Here is a 23,835-nt window from a genome sequence, read left to right as displayed (position 1 = left end):
AATACAAAATGCTGGATTAATAGTGGACACAAAAAATGAATTTCTTTCAATTCTCACATTAGGTGAGCTTTTAAAGGCAAATAACTTATCATCTACCTTTAAATTATCAGATAATCCTGAAGTGCGTATTATCCAAGAAAATCTCACTATTTCGCCTCAAAAAAACCGAATCGACCTTACAAAAAATTATGTTGAAGACATTATCCCTGTTCATAAAAAACAAACAATATTGGAAATACTTCAAGAATTTGAATCTGATTATGACACAGAGCAAATTGAACAAGTTGCACAAGCTTTAGCCACATTGAACCATTCAGATCTCCTTAAAGAAGAAAGTCTCTTACGCCTTGGGATCGTCACGCAACATGGTGAAGAAGATCATATTGTGCGGGCAAGTATTTATCGCAAAAAATATCATGTTCTTACAGTTGCTTTAAATGATGATAACCAATTTGTTGAAAGCACAGAACCAGAAATGTCTCCTATTCTTCAAACTGCGTTTCAAAATGGCCTTTCCCACTCTTTAATTAACGTCGGGCGATTGCCGACAGTTTATGATGCCATCTATCGTGCTGTTCTTAGCCACGATATGTCACCTTCTGTCTCACGGCGCCTTATTCGCCTGCTCGCAACCAATATTGACATGAAAAGCCGCATCACACCAACCGATCAGCTTGAAATATTTTATGCTGTGCCCAAAGAAAACAACAATGAAAAAGACAAAAAAAGCACACAAAATGAGCAACAGAGCCAAAATACTCAAGACCCCCCCATTAATAATGTAGATCCTGAAATTCGCTATATCAGTGCCACTTTTGGTAATGTAACCTATAAATATTATCGTTATCAATCTAAAGATGGCAGCGTTGATTATTATGATTCAGAAGGAAAAAGTTCAAAACCTTTTCTGCTCCGCAAGCCTACTCCAAATGGCACTTTCAGCTCACCCTTTGGGCCACGCAAACACCCTATTTTAGGCTATGTGCGCATGCATACTGGGGTTGATTGGACCGCACCAAAAGGATCCCCCATCATTGCCGTTGGTGATGGTGTTGTAACCAAAGTGGGTGTAGCCAATGGCTATGGAAACCATGTAGTTATTCAACATGCCAATGGTTATGTTAGCAGTTATGCTCATCAAAACAATCACGCACCAAGCCTTAAGCAAGGAATGAAAGTCCGGCAAGGACAAGTAATTGGATATGTTGGATCAACTGGGCTTGCAACGGGGCCACATTGCCATTTTGAAATTATTGTTAACGGCACAAAAGTTGACCCCATGCGCATCCGCATACCTAACAGTAAAGAATTGCTCAATCAAGATCTGCAAACATTCTTGCGAGAAAAACGCAATATTGATTCTTTAATCAACAGCCCTACAAAATCAACCAATGATTCTTAAATCAGATTTCAGATTCTAATGATCAGAAAAATGCTTAAACATATTTTTTAAATTTTTAAAAACAACAAAAAGCAACGCTTGGCTTTCCCTTATACAAGAAACAACACAAAAAAATAAAGTAACATAAAGGACGAGAGGAATCATTTTAATAGCGCCTTTAAGAGACAGATGATGAATCATTTGCGCTACGAGTTTTCAGTTTTAGCAAAGGAATGATCACCTTTGTTCCACCTAAATCAGATGTTTTAAACGATGGTTTTTCACCAAACTGCATACAAAGTTGTTCGATAACCAAGCGGCCAAGGCCTACTTTTTCTTCTAAATTTTGACTGTTGATGCCCACGCCGTCATCTTCAACGATCAAAATCATTTGACCATTATCTTGAGGGATAAAAGAAACATAAATATTTCCACACCGTTGGTCGGGAAAAGCATGTTTTAAAGCATTTGTCAGTAATTCACCAAGAATAATCCCAAGTGTTGTAGCATCTCTTGATGATAATTGACACTCTTTGAAATCTGTATGAATGGTGATATTTTCACGCAATTCAAGAGGCACTGCCAATTCAACATCATGAACAACTGAACTTAGAAATTCAGCCACTAAAGTTGTTTCCATATCATCGCATAAACGCAAACGTCTGTGTGCAGTAGAGATTGTTTGAATACGATCACGTGCAGCACCAAGAACAGAACGTACTTCTGCATTTTTGCTTCGATTTAATTGCAACGCAAGCAGAGAAGACACTGTACTGAGCGAATTTCCAATGCGGTGACTTGCATCTTGTAGAAGCATTTCAACACGCTGGCGTTCTTTTTCAGCATGGTTGCGTGCCTTTTCCAATTCTTGTGTTCGCTCCTTCACACGTGCTTCAAGAGCAGCATTTTCACTATGAAGTAATAATTGATATGTTTTTAAGTAACGAACATCACGACGAAACCGATTAATCACAAAATAAGCTGAAACAAAAGTGCTAACAACAGCAACAATTGCTGCTAATGTTAAAGCAGCACGCATCATAGCTATGTCTTTGCGTTGTTTTTGCCGTGTGGCATTATCACCATTGACAAAATTTGTCATTAACTGAGCTAAATGTGCAACTTGAAGTTTTGAAATTTCAGGAGAAGATGGCAGTTTAACTGATGAATCGGTAAAAGAATCGAGAGAAACCATATGCGCAATCATAATGGCTTTACACGTTTCGACTTCTTTTTTAAAAGCGCTAAACCATTCATACCATTGCGGCTTGGAATAGACAATAAGACCAGTATAATCAAGAATATCATCAAGATCACGAACTGCATTTGTAAAGTGGGTTTTATCTTCCTCCCTGCGGCTACTTTCATAGCGACGGTCCGCTGCCGCCATATCAATCAAATTAATCAATACCAAATCAGCTTGTTCTCGCAATTGTGAACTTGTATTCAACCGTGCAACTTCCCGATCCACTGCGTTGGATAACAACATAATAAAGATTGCGGCTAAAAAAGCCATCAAAAGAGAGATGATAATTGCCACCCACCGCCAACGTGTAATCGTTGAACCAGAAGAAGATATTTGAGGAAGAAAATCCATCTGTGTTGTCATAGAATTTCCATCAATAAACCTGACAATCATCATTCTTCAATGTATAGGAGAAGGGTTTTCCTGATCACTGATATAAAAACCCTGGCAATACCTGGTTCAGGCCTTTTTCATTTTTTCCAAAAATGCAGGCTAAACTGTTGAGAAGATCTTCCAAATGATGATTTCCTGTAAAAATTGTAATGGAAAGACAAAAAACAAAGCTTTTAACCATCATGGTGACGTTCTTTAGTTATTAAATGAGCACAATGTACTTCCAGCCGAATAAGCATCCGGGCCATAATCGGATTCACCATTTACCTTGAGAAGTTCTTGCAAACGATTGCGCGCTCTGCTGACACGGCTTTTAATTGTCCCCACAGCACAATCACAAATAGCTGCAGCATCTTCATATGAAAAACCAGATGCACCAATTAAAATAATCGCTTCTTTCTGATCAGCAGAAAGCATATCTAAGGCCTTTTTAAAATCTTGCAAATCTAACGATCCATATTGAGCAGGGTGAATAGCTACATTTTTAGATAAAAGGCCATCACTGTCTTGAACCTCTCTACCTCTTTTGCGCATCTGACTATAAAATTCATTACGCAAAATGGTAAAAAGCCAAGCTTTGATATTCGTACCCATTTCAAAACTGTCTTGCTTAGCCCATGCTTTCATAATAGTGTCTTGGACAAGATCTTCTGCCTTATCGTGCTTGCCACTTAAAGAAATAGCAAAAGCACGCAAAGCTGGCAGAATCATAAGCAATTCTTGTTTAAAATTTTTAGCACCTGTCATCATAAAGAATCAAACCTCTTCTGCGCTGTTTAAAGAGGCGCGTTCAGCCTGATCCAATTTTTCCAAAAGTTCTAGAAAACGAACAGGAATAGCTTCTTCCTGAATCCCCATATAAAATTGCCGCAGTTTCAGAACAATCTCGCTGTTAACACCAAAAAGATTATTACCAAGTGCAGAAGGATCGGTGAGATTTTTTTCACCACAATCGTTCATTTTTCAGTCCCTTAACCCATATATTAACTCAAAGAAGATTTTTCTCTTCATGGTTGTAAATATAGTTGCGCTTAAAAAGTTCCATATGAGGGAAGGAACTTTTTCGTATGTTGGGAATTTTAATTTTCAAAAGCGCTTTTAAAGACAGAAGGAGTTATCAATCATGTCATTATCAATGCGTATTGCCCCACATCTTCCTTATCTTCGACGTTTTGCCCGGTCTGTTACAGGCAGCCAATCGTCTGGTGATGCTTATGTAGCAGCGATGTTGGAAGCGCTTATTACCGATATCTCCATTTTTCCAAAAGCATCAAGCGATCGCATTGGAACCTATCGGCTTTTTTGTCACCTTTTTGATCAAACCACGCCTAACATCGCCGAGCCATTGCCACAATTTGGTCTTGAACAAAAGGAAAATGCAAAATTATCATATCTTACACCACGTGCACGCCAAGCATTTTTGCTGATTGCTGTAGAAGGCTTTAATGAGCGTGAAGCAAGCGAAATTATGAATATTGATGCACAACAGTTTCACCAATTTCTCAACCAAGCATCTATCGATATTTCAGCACAAATAGCCACACAAATTATGATTATTGAAGACGAACCCCTCATTGCGATGGACATTGAACAAATGGTGGCAAATCTTGGCCATCAAGTTGTAGGGATTGCACGCACTCGTGATGAAGCTGTTGTCATGTATCAGCAGAAAAAACCGCGGATGGTTTTAGCCGATATTCAATTGGCAGATAATAGTTCGGGTATTGATGCGGTTAATGACATCTTGAAAAATGACCACATACCTGTGATCTTTATCACTGCTTTTCCAGAAAGATTACTGACAGGGGAACGTCCTGAACCGACTTTTTTAGTGACCAAACCCTTTAATCCCGATATGGTAAAAGCACTCATTTCACAGGCTTTATTTTTTCAAGAAAATGCTTCCAAAGCTGCATAATGGAAAGCAATATTTCAATTATGAGCATCAACCCTATTTCTACTCTGCCTATGGACAGATCCCATCTCAGCGCCCTCATACAGGCCATCCGTAGCGCTGATGTTTGTGTTTTCTATCAGACAACAAATCTGATCCATCTATGGGCTGAAAATTTGCCTCAGCATTTGCACAATAAATGGCGAGTGGGTTACCGCGATAATGATTTTTTTTCACCCGATCTTGCCGATAATATGGAAACGATCAAATTGCAGGTCTTAGCCACTGGAAAAATGCAAACCATTGAAGTGCAATTTGAAGATATGGCAAAACAAGAAATTTGGTACAAATTCTCGATTGATTGTGACCGCAATGATCGTGGAGAAATTATCGGCGTGATTACAACTGGTGTTGAAATTTCAGGCCTGCGCCGACGCGAACAAGTACTGAAAATTTTGCTCCGAGAAGTCAGTCACCGTTCTAAAAATCTTTTGGCTATCATTCAAAGTATTGCTAGCCAAACTGCACGCTATACAGAATCGCTCCAGGTTTTTTTGCGCAAATTCCAAGGGCGTCTGCATTCTCTTTCCCATTCTCAAGATCTCATTACCGATTCCAACTGGCGTGGAGCACAATTTCGTGAATTGGTACAATCACAAGCTTTGGGTTATCTTGTAAAAGAAATAGAGCGATTCTCTATTGAAGGTGCTGATCCTTATCTCTTTCCAAACGCGGCTTTACATATTGGTTTGGCTTTTCATGAACTCATTGTCAATTCACTCTCTTTTGGTGCCCTGTCGCAAGAAAGGGGAAGTGTATCTGTGCGCTGTGAAATTCAAGCAAATACTCATAAACCAACAAACCTCTTAATCACCTGGCATGAAAATTTTGAACCTGGAACCACTCTTTCTGAGCACAATAAAGCCTGTTTTGGCAGTACAGTTTTAGAAAAAATTGTTCCCATTTCTGTAAATGGATCAGCCTCTTTAAAAGTAACAGAAGAAGGAGTGGTTTATTGTTTATCTGTGCCTGATACTTATTTTGATCTTGATACGTTTTCTTAAAGAACATTTCAAACACGAAGAAATACACAAAACCCCCTTACCATTTCCAATATGATAAATGACTTTGATGCCCATCAATATCTATTGCATCCTTCTTAAAGATTGCTTAAAAAAGCTATCAACATTTTTTCTAGAAAGTATTTTATAAATCCTATCGTTACCGTCCTGCTGCTTGTTTCATGTAACGATGATTTGAACAGCTGTTTTCCAATGACTCCATGGTGAAATTCTACCCAACAGCACAAATATGTGAGAAAGATATCGTACCATCAATTAAAAAACTTACGTCCGGGCAAGCAAATTTTTGCCCAATGCACAAACATACCAATAAACTCAACACAACAAAAAGTCTCTCTTGTTTGGTCTGTCACAAGCCAAGGCAATTTTCTGCTTCAAAGTCTCCATAACAATGGTAACGAGAAAACAGATCTTTAAACAAACGCCTTCTGACTTCTTTCTTGTTTTTTTCTAAACACTTATCCATTGTAAAAAAATCATTTAAAGCATAAATTCTTTAAGCTTAAAAAAGAACAATGGAAAAATGCATCATGACCTACAATAATACGCGTGCTTTTCAAGAAAACCATAAAGAACCACGCACCCTACCCCAAGATGAACCGTTAGATCCTGCAGTAGAACGGGTAAGAAAAAAACTCATGCGTTTAATGATCATATCCATTTCAATCACAATCATTCTTATTCTTTTTGTGTTGGCAGGCGTAATCTATAAAATTATAACACCTGAAACAGCTTCCAAACAAACAAAGCCTCTTGTTCTTCAAAGCGATAACTTACCCTTTGCTCATCACACACTCTTACTGCCACCAAAAGCGCAGATCATATCGCAAAGCCTGTCAGACCATCACATCGCACTGAGAGTTTTAATGCCAAACGGGCAAACACATTTCATGATTTATAATTATCGCACAGGCGCTCTTATTGCAAATCTTTCCGTGACAATGGCACAAGAAACAGCTGTCACAAAGCCTTTTCAAGCGCAATAATCAACACAAGCTTAGCCTTTTTCCCCTACTGAACGCGTTGTTGTTACCTTGCGTCGACGCGGCTTTTTTGGTGCCTCTTCACCAGGTAAAGAAAGAGAAGCAATTTTTTTTGCAGATTCACTCCTTTTTTCAGAAAGTACGGCCACTTGAGACAAGTCACCAGAAGAGGACTCTTGAGTCTGAGCATGCCGACGTGGCAAACGACGCGATTTTTTGGCAGCTTCACCCCTCTCTTCAGTAGTTCGTTTTTTTTGTTCAACAGTTTCAGTTAATTCAGAACTCTTAGTTTCTGATGCATCAGATGAGCGTATATTTTTTTTGCTACCTTTTCGTTTCTCATTGTGTTTTTGTTGTTGCGTGTGCGTCACAGGCTTTTCATCATTGCTATCATCTATTTTAATATTTTCAGCACCTGCCTCTTCACAACTCTTCTCACCATTTTCATCACACTGAACAGGTTGAGAGCTATGTCCAACTGCTGCAAGGATAATACGTAAATAATGTTCAGCATGTTGCAGATAATTCTCCGACATAACGCGGTCACCAGCACCTTGTGCATCACGTGCAAGACTTATGTACTTATCAGCAATTTGCTGGGCATTACCACGAATTTTAACATCCGGTCCATTACTTTCATAATTACGGGACAATGGATTAGAGCCACGACGATTATTGTTATTATTACGATTGCGTACCCGTCTATTTTGCTGTGACCTCATATGTATCCCTTTTGGATTATATTTTTTAATTGATCTCTCTTATCGCATTATTTCTTTAATAATGCTGATCGTGTTTAAAATACGGTTATGAGACTATCCCCGTCTTATTTAACTTAAATGATATTGAATTGATATCATATCAAAAGCACATATTTTTTGAAAACCACCCAACACAGCAGGGAGCACCTCAGTATAATTCCCAATTTACCTGCTAATAAGCAGAAACGTAACGATGTTCTCATAAAATTCCAAGTGTTTTTTTTAAAAAAATCCATATTTTTTAAAAAAAGTGATCATCTTGTGGAAAAAGAGTAAAAACAAGCATAGTTTTTTCTGATGTTTTCTCTAACTTTCCTATTACCAACACTTCCTTTAAAGGCAGAATAAATGCTGCACTCCCACTCCTTGCAACCTCGCAAATGAGAACGCAAGTCTGAGATAACAAGCAAAAAACCAAGTTAATCACCCTTAACCACAATGTACCAAATGACCTTCTTTAACGAATGATGTAAAGGTTGCACTTTAAGCATATTAAGGCTTGTATCAATTTTCACACACCATATCACGAGTTGTAACACCCTTATAATTACAAGCATAATCAAGAACCAAATCAAATAAAGAAAAAGCATTTCTCGCTTTCTATTTTCACTGCTCATTGGCGTTTTTGTATAAATTGTTTCTTGAGTTGATACAAAGCTAAATAGTAGCTTTCTTGCAGTACACGCCGCCCGCTATAAATTCCCTACTTTCACCTAATTAATGAGAGACTAGAAACCTCTCAAACTCTCTAGAGCACTTTCCAAAATTATAACTTGTTATACTATTGTAAACTAATGCCTAATACCTGTTTTACTTTCTTTCCATTATCCCTAAAAACGACTATTACTCGTCTTTCCTGAATGAGTGCTGTTTTAGCTAAATCCAGAATGTTTTTTCCACTCGATGTACCACACCACCAATCCCCTGACGATTGATTATCTGGGTGTAATTTGGATATGAATAATAACCTACATAACCCTTCATCAGTAGTAGTAACTAATTTTATAAAGCCCGTTTCTGCATATTCTCCATACAATTCAGCGAAAGCTGTTCCTACCATTAAAACAAATATACTCAAAAATAGAAGTATTTTTTGTTTAATTTTCATAATAATTTTCATCATTTAACATTTGAAATAAACTTATTTTTTATTTCTTATGCAAGAACTATATTTACAATACTTATCTTGAACCAAGAATAAAAACAACTACCTTAAGTATAGAGTATTGAGCTTTCCACAATAATTTCGCTCCAAATTCCTGTGCTGATTTAGTAGAAAAACAAAATGACTTTGATCTGCAATTAGCAAATTCAATTCATGGGTATTCTTCCCAAGCCCGATGCTCATCAGAAAAACCAGCTTGTTAAAACCAGCTCATTGTGATTGTACATCTGATGATGAAAAACTTGCTCATAATCATTCATTGTATCTGGATTGAGAACAAATGGATCAACATTCCCGTTTCCTACATTCTCAAAAGTATCCATATCTGCCTGATAGACTTTATTGACGTCATTGGCAAAAGCAGAATACGAAAATATAAAAATCATTAAAGAAATAAATGATTTAAGTATAGTTTTTCTCATAAAATCTCCCCATTATTCATGTAGATATACATATGCTGTTATTAATTTAAGCTCTAAATTATGAGTATCATCACACAGTGCAAAGAGCATTTTTAAGTGCTTTTTCCCAAAGCACTCCCCCTAACAAAAACTATCGATATCTTGCTACCTCTTCACACATGAAACCTCATAAGAGCACAATAAAGACAGCCTCTCGACAACCCCTCATTACACTGAATAAACCAAAGCTCACTCTATCATCAGAAGCTTTTTTCAACCGCTCACTGCCTTATATTTGCTTGTGCGTGAAATCTTTAATAATTTGTTATGTGTAAATCAGCTAACTAATGGTGTTACTCAAACAATACTTTTATTCATAAATCAAAATTTTTAATGGAACTCTCTAATTGTGTTATAAATGTGATCATTATATAGTGTGGTTTAACCAGTGATTCATAATAAGGTCTGGTACTCAATAAATTATGACGCATACTGAAAATCAGCAGTGGTTTCTAATATAAATTCTAGAGTGTAAAAAACACACCTAAATAATGAAAAAAAGAAAAACACAAGCATTAAAAATAAACACAAATTTCTGCAAAAATAAACAAGGGGAATAATTATCATGCTACAACGCAATACTCTTTTAGAAAAGAAGAGCGAGAGTAATGCTGTTCACCCCTTCCCCTGGGCCAAACTACCTGACAGAGAAACTTTGTTCGAAAAGCGCGCACATCGTTTTATGCATTTAGCCACAACCAGCCCCAATAAAGAAGATCTCTTATTTTGGGCTCATTTTTGTAATGCACAGCAACAATTAACAAACACATTGCGAGATTTTTCCACAGCACTTAGCCGTTTTACAACTGTGTCTGCCCCTCCTTTTGATAGATCAAAAATATTGAGCCTAGGATTTTATGATAGCGTTGTGCACAATTTTTTAAATCATATTTCAACCAGCGCATTACCTGTGAAATATCAAGAAGCTTTCAATAAAGTACAACAGCAGCAAGACCAATGGCGTTTATGGGGGCATAATCTGTTAAATCATCCACTTTCCCACCAACATTTAGCAGAACATATTTTCATCACCGGTGCTTTGCAAATTATTTATTGCCTCACCTCTTCACAGCTTGATCCTCAAACACTGATCCCACAACAAAATAACCTTTGCCCAGCCTGCGCAGGCACACACCTGGCCAACATCGTGGGTGACTGGAAAGGGGAAGAAAAACAACGGCTTTGTTCTTGCCTTTATTGTGGCACATTATGGCGCTCTGCACATTTTCAATGCATTATTTGTAACGCAGCACACAGCACATTTCACCATAACCTTGAAAAAGATTCAAAAAACATTCTACTAGACAATATTCTCATTGAAACCTGTGAAGTGTGTAGACATGACTACAGCCAATTCAATCAACACGAAAATTCATCTCTCAATGTTTGTGCTCATGATAATGAGCAAACTCATCCCAGATTTTTTCTTGAAAATTCACCCTCATTTGAAGCAGAAGAACTCTAACCCTTTTAAAACTAAAAAGCACAAACGGTTAAGTGTTCCCCTTTTCTCAACCACCTCATGTGCATCAATAGAAAGTGTTCACCTTGCACCCCCCTTCATGGCCGCTGCTCTATTACAGCCATCAAAAATTAAAGAAATCAAAACACCTGGCATCTTTTAAAAAGATTTTTGTCCACAAACAAACGCATTGCCTTGTAAAGAAATAGTCCACGTACCACTGCACTTCCTAATATAAAAAGCCCAATAATCATTTTAAAAAGATAAGCCTCTTGCTTTTAATATGCTTCAAACCAGCCTTTCTACTTAACCAATATTCTTTAAAATAAGCATTCACTTACAGCATTATTAAAAAACTAGCGACTCCCACTCACCATGCTTACCGTTAAATAAGCAGCTTAACATTAAATTGAGCAATACTCCATTGGCTCACACATCTACCTTTCAGCGTATTTTATATGTTCTCAATTCTTCATAAATAATCTAAAAATGATTACGCACTTTATTACTATTTTCATCTTGTTCATTGATTAAACAATCCCGTAAGAGAAAATAATTTCCATCCCCTGGTCTGATCATTTTGATACATCTTTCCTTTGAGCTATCAGAAACCTCTTCCCATATTTCACGAACTGTAAAATAGGCTTTACTCTCTGAGTGCAAACAGCGTGAATAAACCTCACCCTTCATATCAGGCAAAACTGAAGCAGCAATTTCTTTACAATAAATGTACAAATCAAATTCCGGAATAACGAGCTTAATAGGCACATGTTGCGGAATCTGTTTTGTGGAAAAAAAGTGATCAGCAATTTTTTGAACTGCAAAATAAAAAACCAACACACACAAAAAAAACGCAAAGAGAACAACAGCAATCTTACGATATGCTTTTCTACGATAATACCTTAACCTTGTATAGATTTTTTTGTCCATGAACTGTCTGCCTTTAACCGACTATGGCAAATTTTAATCGATCATGGCAATTTTTGAACAGTAAATAGTGCGACGAGCATAACGATCCATAAAGATCCATGAACAATCAATAGCATTATGAATTGTCTTGCACCAAAAAGCAATCACTCGTTCTATAAAGCCACCGCCCTTTTCGTAATCAAGAAGTCATAATCAAAAGAAAGTAAAGCTTTAAATTATTCTATAGCTCTTTTAAATATTCTCAACCTTTTTTACTCATCATTTAATGAAACAAACGTGCATCCCCCATCTTCTTGTAGGACCCACTCTCTTTTTTAAAAATGGCAAATATACATAAAGAATATATAAAAACACCACTAAAGATATTGGTACATATCCTTAAAACCCTATAAAGATCAAAGATAGCTCCATATCACTTCACCCATCTAAACTAAATCTATCGTTTGTGCTATCTATGCTTTCCCAACATTTTGCGTTTTATCAAAATGGTTTGTACCCACAATAATAACGGCTCTGTTTGAAGCAAATGTGCTGGCCTGTTAATGAGAGGTGGTTTCATCCAATCTACTCAAGACAGTGGATCACTCATTTGGCACCCCGCCAAAAAAACAAAAAAGCCAACATGGTTTGGATAAGCATTTTTATCTGTTCAAAAGAGCGTTTATAAAAAAAGCCTCATACGAGAGCAATAATACAAGCAATAATCAAGCTCTAACGTGATAATAAGATCACAATTTTTCTTCTTTTATTCGAGAAAGATACACGAAAATACCCACCATCATCGCGATAATCATAATGGCTGCTAAAGCCCATTGTACAGGCCCATATCCGGAAAAAAGCCCCGTTAAACCTGAGAGGGCCCCAATGACTGGCGCTAAAAATTCTGCTGTTAAAATAGAAACATCGCCTGTAGCTTCCACCACTTGATAATTGGAACAAACATAAGCCCCTTTAGCCCACAATCCCGCTTCAGCAGCACGTCGGTGCACAAGACCTTGCAAGCGTTGCCCTTCTGCTTTTGTCCATTTTTGCAATTCAGCTGGCACAGCTTCATAATCACCTTTATTAAGCTTTCTTAAAAGTGTAGAGTTACAAAAAGCATCTATTCCTACATTATAGCAAAAAGATACAAGAGCGGCGAATTGCTCATCAGTTAAAGGTTGAGAAACCACCTGCTCAACTATTTGTTCAAATTGCGCTAAATCTTTTCGCAAAATAGCTTCTGCTTTAGCTTTTGTGATCTTCATACCATCTTGCACAACGGGTTCACCTGCTTTAGTTGTGTGACCATAACCAATTGTCCACACACCAATAGCGTCTTGGTAGGCCTGCAAACGTAAACCTTCCCATTTTTTAATCAACGCTAACCCTTCTTTTGATATTGTCCGCATTTTTTATCCTTATAAAATTCCCCCAAGCGTTTATGCTCATCACCTTGAATTGTTGCTGACACTGTCTACGCCTTGCTTGCAGTATCTTTACCTCCATTGTCCTGGAGAATTGTCGCTAATTGTTCTTCTAAAGCAGAAACACGCTGCAATAATTGCGTAGTGGTTTGAGTATTTCTTTTATTTTCGCGCTTTATCTCCTGCTGCATATGTTTCAAGAGAGCATTTAAAGGAGCATGGCCCATTCTCCCACTTGCATAAAGAACCAAGCGAATATGTTCAGGATCAGCAATATCAGCAATAGAAAATGGAAAAAGTGCCATTTCGTTCTCTCACCCTTTTAAGTGCTAAAAAACAACCCTTTTGGAAAACGCTTAAATGTCCACAAACATAAACCAGCTTGCCCAACACTCAAGCAAACCACAAGGCCATCAACTAACCGTTCAAAAAAGTGCGCTAGATAAGCTCAAGCCACACCAAACATCCACCTTCTTTTTGGAGAAAAGAGAAGGCTTCAAAAAAAACACGAACCTGTTATTTTCTCAAATGAGATGCCACCCGCCAATTTTCTGTCATGCTTTACTATTCAAATTCTCATACCTTAATGGCGTAAACAACTGCAACATTGACAGGACGCGTTTCTATATCACCTGTATTATTGAGCGTAAATGTGTGTGTGTGATCACCCGCAGGCTTTGTTAAAACCCGCTTTTCATAACTATGATATCTGGGCAAAGCACTTCCTCTAGCCGCATCTACCGTAAAAATTTGTTCTGCAAATTCATGTTTATGCTCACCCGCATTATGGATTATTCCTGTATGCGTATGAGATTTAAAGAGATCGTTTTGTCTGCTTCCTAAAACGCGGTTTTTATCAATCCCTCTTTGACTATCAAGCCCACGCAAAAACATTCCACGTAAATCAGGGATATTGAATGTAGTTGTTCCATCACCTCTACCCCATGTTTCACCAATGGCTACAAAAAGACTTGCATAATTCTTGCGTAAGTAAGCTTTACCATCACATAAAAGCCATCCTTCAGGAATTTTTTCCATGGCAAAAGTCGCAATGAAACCTGATGGAAAACTACTTACTGGTTTTGGAGCAGCCGCAGGTGTGGGATTGGTTAAATACCAACCATCTTTACCTTCTCCACCAATACCATACTGATAAACAAGTTCATAAAGACCGTTCTTTTGAATCTCTCCGCCACTTAAAAGTACCAATCCATTTGGTGTTACCTTATAAACAGGCTGAGCAGATAATTTGTTTAACACAACACTTGTTGTTTTAGTATTAACCCCCTGCGCCTTAAAGCGAACAATAATATCGTTTGTATAAGCGGCAATAGGAGACTTAGTAACCAGACGAATAGATGTTTCATTTCCATCTTTCTCTGTAGTAAATTTTGCTTCAATTGTTCCGCCATTATCCGTTAAATACTCTCTAATGCGTTGCATCATTGCACGCGCACTATCATTGACTGAGCTTGGTGGTTGTCCTTCTGCCCAGTTAATGATGTCATCAGCACGTGCATTTTCGTGTGCAACTAGCGACCAATCATAAATCGAACTCATAGAGTTTGTCCTTCTTGCACCAAATCAATACCAGAAAAAAGGGGAGATGAAGGGGAAGAGTATTTACTTTCAGGTGTTGTAACTTTTTCCATTTCAAAGCCAATTTTATCATAATCGACATATAACAACTGTGTTTTGTCATCCATATAAACAGCGTCAGGCTTCAAACGCACCAGATCTTGCGCCATCACCCCGCGATAACGCTGAGAATCTCCTTTATAATTAAATTCATAAAGCGGATAACCATTTCTCTCCCCTACAGACACGATATTGTCTTTAACTCTGGCATCAGAAAGACCCATAATGCCACCAATTAATCCAAGCAATTGCTGTACATCACGCAAAGGATCTTTGGTAACTGAAGGTACTGCCACACTCTGTCCTGTCTGAGTACCGTAATTTCCAGCTGCTGTTGTACCCACTTTTAGCAACTGTTCTAACCGATTCCACGCCTGATTGTCCTGTTCCATCCATTTTTCGCGCTCAACATCCAAAGCATGCTGGTTATTGGCATCTTGCACCATGCCGCCCTTTAAAGCATTGCTTTGAGCATTGCTTTGTCCTTGATAGAAGTTGTTTGCCGCATTAATCTGGTTGTGCGTAGCCTTATCAATCATCTGATTGGCATTCATCATATTGAGCACATCTTGATTATATTGTTGCGCTGCTGCATTTGTTGCCAAAGCCCCCAACTCATCAGTTAACACACCAGTATGCGCCCCAGAACCATAACGCCCTGCCCCCGCCATAGACTGATTAACAGCATCAGAAGTTTTAGAAAGTGCATTGTCCAGAGCATCATTAAATTTGCTATTGTTTCCAATCCAACCACCACTTGCCATATTGTTAAGATTTTGTTGACTTTGAGTGGGGTTATTTAACCACTGATTGATCGTTGGGTTGTTAAACTGGTTGGCAGCACTTCCCAATCCCTTAATTGCATTAAGTGTTGCATCACTCAAACCGGCATGGCGATCACCTTCATAAACATTTCCTCCAATACCTTGATTATACAAATCAAGAGCATCAGAACTTGCTTGTTGCAAAATACCTTGCGCCCATATTGGCGGAGCATTTGTTTGTGTTGTTGTTTGAACTTGCGGGGTTTTTCGTCTACTCATGGGATGAGAACCTTTCTATAATGAATAAGATTGATAGCATGTCCACGTTGGCCAAGCATTTTAGACCACCCAAACCTTCCCATAGTCAGCATTTCATCAGCGTGAATTGTTCGAGCCCATTTTTCAACCTGATCAATCAATTTGACCAATTTCAGCCCTCCCTTTCCAGCCAGGTCTAAAATAACAACGCGTTTTTTCCCAGTGTGCGTCATTTCAATTTTAGTGATCACAAAAGCACTAAATTGAGTTTCATTTTTTAAGATCAACCATAATTGTGCTTGTCCACCAGCAATCTCTTTTGCAATAGTGTCCAAACACACATCATCGGAAAACCGCTTGGCATATTTTTGCATCGCCGCATTAATAGCCTTTTGATAAAGGGCTATTTTTTCCCACGGCCATTGATTTGTAAGATGAATAGAATACAAATTTTGACTGTCTTGTTGAGCAATTACATTTTGAGCTTTTTCACCCTTTTGGCAATCAATCTCAGCATCTTTTCGCCCAACTGCCTTCACCATTTGTTGCACTTTCCTCCAACATCTTCTACCCATCCATCCGCTCCCATACTCTTGTCTGCCTACTCGCCAGTCCCTTACTTGCCCACTCGCCAGCCCCCTTATACTTGGCTGTGCACCAGCCCATTACTTACTTGGCTACTTGCTTCACCCACACTCTTGTTTAACGGCTCACCGCAGACCAGCAGATTTTAACGCCACATCAAATCCGGTTATATGTGACCAGTTAGCCCCTTCAGGGATCCGCAACTTAAAGCGATAAAACCGCGCCCTCACGCGACAACGAATCTGACCTGTATGAGAGGAAGGTTGCCGTTCTGGAAACCAAACAATTTTTTCCTCGATTGATTGGCGCAAACGCATCCCTACAGACACATAAAATTGCGTACTATTGACCTGGGGCATAATATTGCTCACACGGGTCATCACGCCACTTGTCTGACCCATTTCTTGCGATGTCACGACACACGCCATTGGTTTACCAGAAAATGACCCAAGCCTCCCCTGTTGATCAAACGCACCAAGAACAGGCGCTTCATTTTGCCAAACTTTACTGTCGAGAGAAAATGGCAAATCATCCAAACTACAAGAAACCCGATCAAGCCCTTCTAAGCTGTATCCAGCATAAAAAATAGGCAAAATCATTGCAATGTTAACAGTCGCCACAGACCACTTTTGCAAACCCCAATCATAAATCAGCAAGGTACGTTCTTGCGTACTCTCATCAAGATCAATCATCCAATAAACACGCGTATAAACACCATCAATCGCAGACCATAAAATAGGTAGGCTACTTTGATTAATTCTTGTAATCATAGTCCGATCGACTTTTTCAAAGCCAATGGGTGTAATGTGTCCATCAATGTTAATTTGGTAAAATCCCCCCTCATCAATAAAAAAAGCAAGATCGCCTCGACACACAATTGATTCAGAAGTTTTTGCACCTCGTTTATCGTGGATCTTTTGAAAACTAAAGATAATCTTAGACCCAGGAATAAAGGACCCAGCATAAATAGCCGAACGCATAAAGATTAGTGGATTGGTTGTCTCTGTTGCCCCTTGCACATATCCACCATCAGGAAAATCTTGATAATCGCAGCTTCTTTTGCCTACAGTCCAAAACTCCGCATCATTTAACCCAGACCAATGCACACGTCGGGGGTGCTCAGTTAATTTCATCAAACAAACAAAATCACCCCAAACACGCACAATACCAGCCTGTGGCGGGTTTCCTCCTAAATCTCTAAAAGTTTCATCATGATCAATATCAATGACTTGTGGTTTATCATTGGCATTCACAGCAATGACATAATCACCAAACAAAGCAAATGACCAAGGCGCATCGACATTAGCAAAATAACTCTTGCCCTTTTGGCTAATATCTTTCCACTGCATGCTTGTATTATTGAGAAGGTAGATTTTTTGTTCCGTCCCAACAATAATAGACACACCACCTTTTGCTCTCACAGCAATAGCGCCTAAAATTGTATCAGGGCAAGGCTGAGACAAAGAACTAAAGCTTGGCATAGGAATATAAGACCCATCAGCAGGCAGCACATTGACAAGCTCATCAGTAAAAAGACCATTAATATCAGCAATATCAGGTCTATATTCAGCAACTGAAAAAAAAGCCATTTAAAACCCCATAAACCCAATCATCTAAACCCCACAATCACCTATAAACCCACAGTCATCAAAACTCTCGCCAAGCATTTAAAACCAAGCACTTAAACTCAAGTACCTCAAACCAAGCTCTAAAACCCTGTTGGCATAATTTGTGAGCAACCCTTTCGACGCGATGTTTCATAACGCAAAATCTGAAGCTGTTCTTGAAAATCGCCCAAAGAAACAGCAGCACATTCAGGATCTTTAAGGATATTTTTATAAAGTTCGTATTTTGCCCGCGCTTTAATAAAATCAAAAGCATGAACAAACCAAGGATGATCTTCCCTTTCCATGCCCTCTTCAACAAAACGCAAAGCACTATAGGAAAGACGAACTGTTCCAACAGTTTCAGGCGTCGGAAAGAGACCTATTTTGCGCTGACAATAAGTATAAAAAACAGGCATCCCCTGCGGTGGATTGGATCCATAATCTTTTTGCAACATCTTAGCAGTTTTATAGATAAGTTGTGTTCGTGTTGCACCACCATGTTCTAAAAACACACCTTCCAGAGCCCCTACTGTTTTAATTAAGCCCTCTACCGTCTTAATTAAAACATCGTCTTCTTGCCCATACCATGTTTGCCCACTTTGTGCTTTGAAAGTAACCTCTTTGTGCTCATTAAAGAAAAAAGGTTCCCGTTCACATATGCGCAAAGCAGCACAAATGGAATCATAAATTTGAACACAATATTCACCCATTGTATCATCAATCTCATCTTGAATAAGCTCAACCATGCGGGAAAAAGTTGTCGCGCAGCTTGATTTAAAATCAAGAAGATGAGAATCGATAGCTGGAATAGTCATTGGCATAAACACTCTCTTTGTATGTGTTATCTTCTCCCCCAACAAAATGCTCTGTTGGGAAAGAACATGTTAAAAGCTTGTCCAAACTCCCAAATAGGTGCGCTTTAAATAAAAAGCACCTTAAGCTTTAAAGTTAAATACAAGCTCACCTTAAAGACCTCAAACAGGTGCTGCATAAGTTGAGATAACGATCGTCCCGAAATCCTGCCTTCCTTGGCCACTTCCTGGCAACTGAAAGACCGGTTTTTTCATCCCAATAATCGTTTTGGCAGCCACACCAAACTCACGTTCATAATCAAAAAGCTCTTCAACCAATTTATAGCGTGTGGCCCCACGGTCTTTACCAAAAGCAATAACCGCACTCTGCGCTCCAAGTAAAACAGCACGGCGTGTATTCTCAGCAGACTCATTGTTTAAAACTGCCTTTACACCTTCAGTCACATGCGCAGCTTCACGCAAAATAACGCCATTATACATGCCAAGAGACCCATTATAGATAGGGTTCTTCATGCGGCTTCCACTATAAATCGCTTTGGTAATATCAAGCCACTGACCAGGTTCTGTATTGGTACGCAATTGTGTCACTTGCGTTGGGTGAAGATACATCACATAGACACTTTCCCCATCGACACGCACCGGTCTAATTTTGGGAGCGGCAAGTTTAGCACGTTCAACCGCTTGATCGATCAATTTCAGATTAAACTCATCGCCTTTCTTTAAATCTTCATCTCTCTCTTTCCCATTAGGGCGTATGATGCGTTTATCAGTTGGAGCCGTTGGCTCGTTAAACCCGTAATGAACAGGTTTTAATTTAAATGTTTGTCCTTCAAACTTTATCTTTTCTGCCGAATATCCGCACACCTGAATAAAGAACATCATGCTTAAACGGTCAGCATACCAATCAACCAAGGCATTTTTAGCTTCTGCACGTAAATTATATAAGACACGTTGCTGATCGATTGTTCCTTCATTTTTGACACGCACAGCATGAGAAAGTTCATTAATAACCAAGCGATCGTTTGTAAATTTCAAGGCTTCTTCTTTGCCTTCAAGTGCCTCCCCTTCACTCACACCTTCACCAAACAAATGCATACGTAAACCAAAGGTAATAGAATCACCACCTGCCTTAGTGGTCTCATCCTTCAACTGTATGATGCTATTGGAATCTCTCCCAATTAATGGAGCGATGGAAGTCGCTTTTGAAATTTCCCGATTAAGTAATTTGGACCATGCTTTTACAGTCAATGCGTTATTGACGTCGATACTCGTTACAGCCATTATTTCCTCTTATAGTCTTGATTAAAAATCCGGCCAAAAGCCGGTTGCCGAATGTTTCCCCATATCTGATAACCAGATGCCTGATAACCAGAACAGCGGTCACTTAATGATGCGTTGTGTTTTTTGGCAGATTTCCACCTCTTCTTTTAAAGATCCACATCGCCCATTAAACGATTAAAAGCAGCTTTATTGTTAGGATCATCAATCCAAGTGCTAAATTCTGCCTCAGACATTTTGTCGAGCATTTCCAAAGACATAGGACCCTTTGGATTCAAACCATTATAAGCAGAAAGTGTACGTGCAGAATTTTGCCTTTCCTGCACATGCTCAACAACATTTTGCATAGAGGCAACAGTGTTGCCTTGCTTGTTTGTATATCCCATATTGTGCGCAATAGAGTAAATCACTTGCGCAGGGTTTTGTTTGTTTTGCGCACAATCGCGTAAAATTTGCTTCAACTCATTACCAATCAATGCATCAATAACTTTGGGATTGGCTCTCTCAGGATAGAGAGAAGCGCAAGAAGCCAACTGCTTTGCGCGCATATCATAAACAAAATCAGCAGCTTGATCAAAATCATGATGCTCGCGCTTAATAGTCGCAACAGACTGATTAAAAAAGGAACGCAACTGCTCTGCCTCCGAGGGAACAGAGGTGTTTTTGTCGTCTTGCGCCTGCACCAATTCCTGTTGTATTTGCCCCTGTTGTGTTTGAGTTTTTTTCCCCAGCCACTGTACATAACCCATAAAATCTGCATTGGGGTCTGGCTGCACCTCACCCCCCTGAAGTCCTAATGCTTCTTGAGAAACTTTACCTTTTTGAGAATTGTCATCAAAAGGTATATTCTCGTTTTCTTCTATCGCTCCACCCTCTCTATTTTCTTGAAGAGGATCTTGTACGAGTTGGTTTTGCTCTTCGGGCGTTAATATTTCTTCATCCATTGTGCTAATCTTCTTTCTTCAATAATGCTTACTTCTCAAATAATGCTTGTAATGCTGCCTTCTCAGGCAATGCTTCTTTTAAAAACAATGCCCTTCTTCTCAAACAATAAGGTGTGCCTCTGCCTTCCCCTATCGCTTCACTCTCTCTACTTGTCTTTCAAGAAAATCCCACATGCACTTGCCCTGCTCTTTTCCAGCCACAACGCCTCCTCATCCCTCAGACACAACGCTTTCTCATCCAGTGTCCCTATCCACTGTACCAGCTCTTTCCTCACACGCATGCCTCTACAGGTAATAAACAGTCTCTCCCAGGCAATAAGCCTTCCTCCCTTTAAAACAAGGCTTCCTCATCGCCTCAAACAATACCTCCTCATCCCTCAGCCACAAACGTCCCCTCAATCCAATGTGCCCCTCCCCTTTAAAGGCAACACCTTTCTCCTCAACAAAACCACCCATCAGCCCCCCCAAGCAATAAAGCGAGCAATAAGGGACAATGAAGATACATTCCTTACCCATTAAGAAGTTTGTTGTGCATTTTGCGCCATACGCAAAAGAGCTTGGATCGCTTGCTTTGTCTCTTGCGCACTCCCATTTTCTTGTATGCCCTCGTTTTGTGCTCCAACTTGCTGATCACTGTGCAATTGCTCTTGTTGCTGCCCAGCCTTTGTAGCAATTTTGTGAATGAGCGATGCTGGCAAAGGTGAATAGCGCAATAAATCGAGCATAATATCTGGTGTCGCAAAATTTTGCATCAAAGGGAGCAATTGCATAATCATAGAAAAGGTGCGCTCTTTTTCATTGGGGCTTGTTGGAGCATCATCCACCACAATATCATACTCCAAACTGGTAATAACTTCCCGTGTCAGCGGAACATACTGAGCATTTTCTTCCCCAGCAATGCGCACCAATCGCCCATCAGAAAGATAATTTTGAATAAGATAAAGAATAATTTTTCCTTGTCGCTGTCGATAGCGTCGCAAACCATCAAAGAAGGATGCCAATAAATTAAGCGATGATTGGCGGCGTTGTTCTTCAAGAACGCCCGGTTGGTTTACCGCACGTGTTCCAACAAATTCCGCAGACAATCCTGTAACTTGAGAAATAGCCCCCTTTGCTTCATTAAAAAGCTGGAAAAAACCGTTGGGAAATTGCCCAGCAGGTTTTGGCTGTATTCTTCCACCAGCCAAAGCACCACTCTTAAGCCACGTAATACTATCAGCCCTTGCCCAACTTTCCATAGCTTGGCGATCGTCATCAAAAGCATCTCGTTCAGCCATCACCCCACCTTTGGATTGGCTATTGAGCAAATGCATCACTTGACTAAAATATTTATTAGCCCACCGCTGTGGATCTTTTGCAGGTTTTACAACCCCATAAAAATGTCGACTGAATTTATCAAAATAGCCGGTAATGCACTCCCACCCCAATTGACTAGGTGGCACCAATGGCTTATCAGGGGCTTCAAGCAATCTTTTACCCAAAAAAGCCCGTTTAACAACCTTTCTCGTCAATCTTGTTGCTTGGATATGTGGATTATTTTTGCGCAAAAATTGAAAATCTTCTTCAGAATAATCGCTATATTGCCCTGTTTCCAAGTTAAAAACTTTATAATAAACCTCACGTTCAAACCACCGGCATTCAGCCAGCGTCACCATTGTGCGTTCATGATAGCTAAATTCATCGTCGATCGTATCTCCATAACTTTGTGCACCACTTCTACCAGAGCGTGTTGAAACAAGATGGTGTGCCCAATCGGCATGCAGATCACTCCAATGAACATCGGGGAACATTTCTTGCGCAATCTCTAAAGGCTTCTCATCAATATACCATAGACGCTGCGCATCAATAAGATTAGGCTTAACAGCACTTACATCCCATACCATTTTCATAGGATCCAAGCGCGCAATTACAGGTTTTCCATTAGGATCATCTTCATAATCAAGCCGCGTATCAGTCCAACCCATTCCACAAATAATGGCATCTTGAAAAGCGTCAGAATCTTCATATTCTCCATCAGCCTCATCACGAAACCATTCAGCAGCTCCCGTTAAAATCTGATTGGCCAGAGCTGCTCCTGGTTGCCGAGGAATGAATTGAACCTGTCGTTTATTGTTGCGCTCAGCCCCAATTACAGCATTCACCAAAGGAGCAATGCGGTTAAAAGTCATCACAGGTCTATTGTGTTCTCGCAACACTGCAAGATCTTGCTCATTCCATTGGCGTCCATTGTAAAAATCATAATCTTCTTGAGCGTTTTTTCGCCACTGTTCGACATGCGCAATATCTTCCTGATACCAGGCAACAAGCTTTTTAAACAGTGCCTGATGCTGAAGCGTCTCGATCGGATTGATGAAAGATGTCTGTTGGTCCATAAAAAAATCACCCATAATGTTAAAAACCCATCCACAATGGTAAATTCACTTACAATGTGCAAAACCCCGCACAAACCTTACCCCCTCACAAACTCAATCCTCGTCTTCACGGTTTTTCTCCTTCGTGGTCTTCACTCCCCTCATATCGTTCAAAACACCCATGTGCTTTAAAACACCTATAAGCTTAAAAACCCACCCAATACACCCACGACCCCTCATATCCTCAATTCCTCTCATAACCTAAATTCTTTTTCTGGTCTCAATCCTTCTCCCAGCCCCAATTTCCCACGAGCTCAAACCGCCTTCATGGTTTCCCCCTCACAAACCTTCCCCCTCACAGCCATTCTCATCCCTCTCACAAGCTTTCATCCCTCATACGCCTCAACCCCCCATGAAACCCCACAAATCACCCA

The 23,835-nt window shown here is 39.5% G+C and carries 22 protein-coding genes (1 of these 22 cut by a window edge); 5 read left to right on the top strand and 17 right to left on the bottom strand.

Features of this window, described 5'->3' with window-relative positions; translation table 11 throughout:
- A protein-coding gene (locus ME3_RS02070) for a M23 family metallopeptidase (RefSeq protein ID WP_007476686.1) crosses the window boundary here: on the top strand, positions 1-1,402 show its 3' portion. 599 nt of this gene lie to the left of the window's left edge; the window shows 1,402 of its 2,001 coding nt (coding positions 600-2,001); its start codon lies off the left edge, out of view; it ends in the stop codon at positions 1,400-1,402.
- Positions 1,403-1,559: 157 nt separating this feature from the next.
- Here ME3_RS02070 and ME3_RS02065 read toward each other — a convergent pair whose 3' ends face one another.
- The 3 genes from ME3_RS02065 to ME3_RS02055 all read right to left on the bottom strand — a co-directional run bounded on the left by ME3_RS02065 (position 1,560) and on the right by ME3_RS02055 (position 3,980).
- Positions 1,560-2,990: a sensor histidine kinase gene (locus ME3_RS02065; RefSeq protein WP_007476684.1), complete on the bottom strand. Its 1,431-nt coding sequence runs from the start codon at positions 2,988-2,990 to the stop codon at positions 1,560-1,562.
- A 225-nt stretch (positions 2,991-3,215) separates the two neighbouring features.
- Complete coding sequence (locus ME3_RS02060; RefSeq protein ID WP_007476682.1) at positions 3,216-3,770, bottom strand: RNA polymerase sigma factor; 555 nt, start codon at positions 3,768-3,770, stop codon at positions 3,216-3,218.
- A 6-nt stretch (positions 3,771-3,776) separates the two neighbouring features.
- Positions 3,777-3,980: a NepR family anti-sigma factor gene (locus ME3_RS02055; protein WP_007476680.1), complete on the bottom strand. Its 204-nt coding sequence runs from the start codon at positions 3,978-3,980 to the stop codon at positions 3,777-3,779.
- 163 nt (positions 3,981-4,143) lie between these two features.
- On the opposite strand from ME3_RS02055, the gene ME3_RS02050 reads away from it, so the two are divergent.
- From ME3_RS02050 to ME3_RS02040, 3 genes are all read left to right on the top strand, one after another.
- Positions 4,144-4,938, top strand: coding sequence for a response regulator (locus ME3_RS02050; protein WP_007476677.1), 795 nt, complete (start codon positions 4,144-4,146; stop codon positions 4,936-4,938).
- Positions 4,938-5,978, top strand: a complete 1,041-nt coding sequence (locus tag ME3_RS02045; RefSeq protein WP_007476674.1) for a PAS domain-containing sensor histidine kinase — start codon at positions 4,938-4,940, stop codon at positions 5,976-5,978. Before ME3_RS02050 ends, ME3_RS02045 begins: the two co-directional genes overlap by 1 nt.
- 548 nt (positions 5,979-6,526) lie before the next feature.
- Positions 6,527-6,982, top strand: coding sequence for a hypothetical protein (locus ME3_RS02040; RefSeq protein WP_007476672.1), 456 nt, complete (start codon positions 6,527-6,529; stop codon positions 6,980-6,982).
- Between the two features lie 11 nt (positions 6,983-6,993).
- Here ME3_RS02040 and ME3_RS02035 read toward each other — a convergent pair whose 3' ends face one another.
- The 3 genes from ME3_RS02035 to ME3_RS02025 form a co-directional block, all read right to left on the bottom strand.
- Positions 6,994-7,701, bottom strand: a complete 708-nt coding sequence (locus tag ME3_RS02035) for a DUF4167 domain-containing protein (protein WP_007476670.1) — start codon at positions 7,699-7,701, stop codon at positions 6,994-6,996.
- An 820-nt stretch (positions 7,702-8,521) separates the two neighbouring features.
- Positions 8,522-8,848, bottom strand: coding sequence for a hypothetical protein (locus ME3_RS02030; RefSeq protein ID WP_156785848.1), 327 nt, complete (start codon positions 8,846-8,848; stop codon positions 8,522-8,524).
- Between the two features lie 239 nt (positions 8,849-9,087).
- The gene (locus ME3_RS02025; RefSeq protein ID WP_007476666.1) at positions 9,088-9,327 is read right to left on the bottom strand and encodes a hypothetical protein; all 240 of its coding nucleotides are present in this window, start codon (positions 9,325-9,327) and stop codon (positions 9,088-9,090) included.
- Between the two features lie 604 nt (positions 9,328-9,931).
- On the opposite strand from ME3_RS02025, the gene fdhE reads away from it, so the two are divergent.
- A complete protein-coding gene (gene fdhE / locus ME3_RS02020) occupies positions 9,932-10,831 on the top strand; it encodes a formate dehydrogenase accessory protein FdhE domain-containing protein (RefSeq protein WP_007476664.1) in 900 nt (299 codons plus the stop codon).
- Positions 10,832-11,311: 480 nt separating this feature from the next.
- Here the strand turns inward: fdhE and ME3_RS02015 are convergent, their stop codons facing one another.
- From ME3_RS02015 to ME3_RS01965, 11 genes are all read right to left on the bottom strand, one after another.
- A complete protein-coding gene (locus ME3_RS02015; protein ID WP_007476662.1) occupies positions 11,312-11,758 on the bottom strand; it encodes a hypothetical protein in 447 nt (148 codons plus the stop codon).
- Between the two features lie 728 nt (positions 11,759-12,486).
- Positions 12,487-13,149 carry a lysozyme gene (locus tag ME3_RS02010; protein ID WP_007476660.1) on the bottom strand — a complete coding sequence of 221 codons (663 nt, stop codon included), beginning with the start codon at positions 13,147-13,149 and terminating at the stop codon, positions 12,487-12,489.
- A 65-nt stretch (positions 13,150-13,214) separates the two neighbouring features.
- Positions 13,215-13,469 (bottom strand): hypothetical protein, encoded by a 255-nt coding sequence (locus tag ME3_RS02005; RefSeq protein ID WP_007476658.1) that lies wholly within the window; start codon positions 13,467-13,469, stop codon positions 13,215-13,217.
- Positions 13,470-13,740: 271 nt separating this feature from the next.
- On the bottom strand, positions 13,741-14,724 hold the full coding sequence (locus ME3_RS02000; RefSeq protein ID WP_007476657.1) for a tail fiber protein: 984 nt from the start codon (positions 14,722-14,724) through the stop codon (positions 13,741-13,743).
- Positions 14,721-15,845: a tail fiber domain-containing protein gene (locus tag ME3_RS01995; RefSeq protein WP_007476655.1), complete on the bottom strand. Its 1,125-nt coding sequence runs from the start codon at positions 15,843-15,845 to the stop codon at positions 14,721-14,723. The genes ME3_RS02000 and ME3_RS01995 overlap by 4 nt, the downstream gene beginning before the upstream one ends.
- A complete protein-coding gene (locus tag ME3_RS01990; RefSeq protein ID WP_007476653.1) occupies positions 15,842-16,366 on the bottom strand; it encodes a hypothetical protein in 525 nt (174 codons plus the stop codon). Before ME3_RS01990 ends, ME3_RS01995 begins: the two co-directional genes overlap by 4 nt.
- Positions 16,367-16,534: 168 nt before the next feature.
- Positions 16,535-17,998: a hypothetical protein gene (locus ME3_RS01985; protein WP_007476650.1), complete on the bottom strand. Its 1,464-nt coding sequence runs from the start codon at positions 17,996-17,998 to the stop codon at positions 16,535-16,537.
- A 119-nt stretch (positions 17,999-18,117) separates the two neighbouring features.
- Positions 18,118-18,831, bottom strand: a complete 714-nt coding sequence (locus ME3_RS01980) for a phage adaptor protein (RefSeq protein WP_039952462.1) — start codon at positions 18,829-18,831, stop codon at positions 18,118-18,120.
- 159 nt (positions 18,832-18,990) lie between these two features.
- Positions 18,991-20,109, bottom strand: a complete 1,119-nt coding sequence (locus tag ME3_RS01975; RefSeq protein WP_007476647.1) for a N4-gp56 family major capsid protein — start codon at positions 20,107-20,109, stop codon at positions 18,991-18,993.
- 146 nt (positions 20,110-20,255) lie between these two features.
- The gene (locus tag ME3_RS01970; RefSeq protein ID WP_007476645.1) at positions 20,256-21,050 is read right to left on the bottom strand and encodes a hypothetical protein; all 795 of its coding nucleotides are present in this window, start codon (positions 21,048-21,050) and stop codon (positions 20,256-20,258) included.
- Positions 21,051-21,565: 515 nt separating this feature from the next.
- A complete protein-coding gene (locus ME3_RS01965; RefSeq protein WP_039952459.1) occupies positions 21,566-23,422 on the bottom strand; it encodes a portal protein in 1,857 nt (618 codons plus the stop codon).
- Between the last annotated feature and the right edge of the window lie 413 nt (positions 23,423-23,835).

Origin of the sequence: Bartonella melophagi K-2C, assembly GCF_000278255.1 — a bacterium.
Classification (GTDB): Bacteria; Pseudomonadota; Alphaproteobacteria; order Rhizobiales; family Rhizobiaceae; genus Bartonella; species Bartonella melophagi.
The sequence above is the reverse complement of the archived record's forward strand: the minus strand, read 5'-3'. Positions and strand labels throughout refer to the sequence as shown.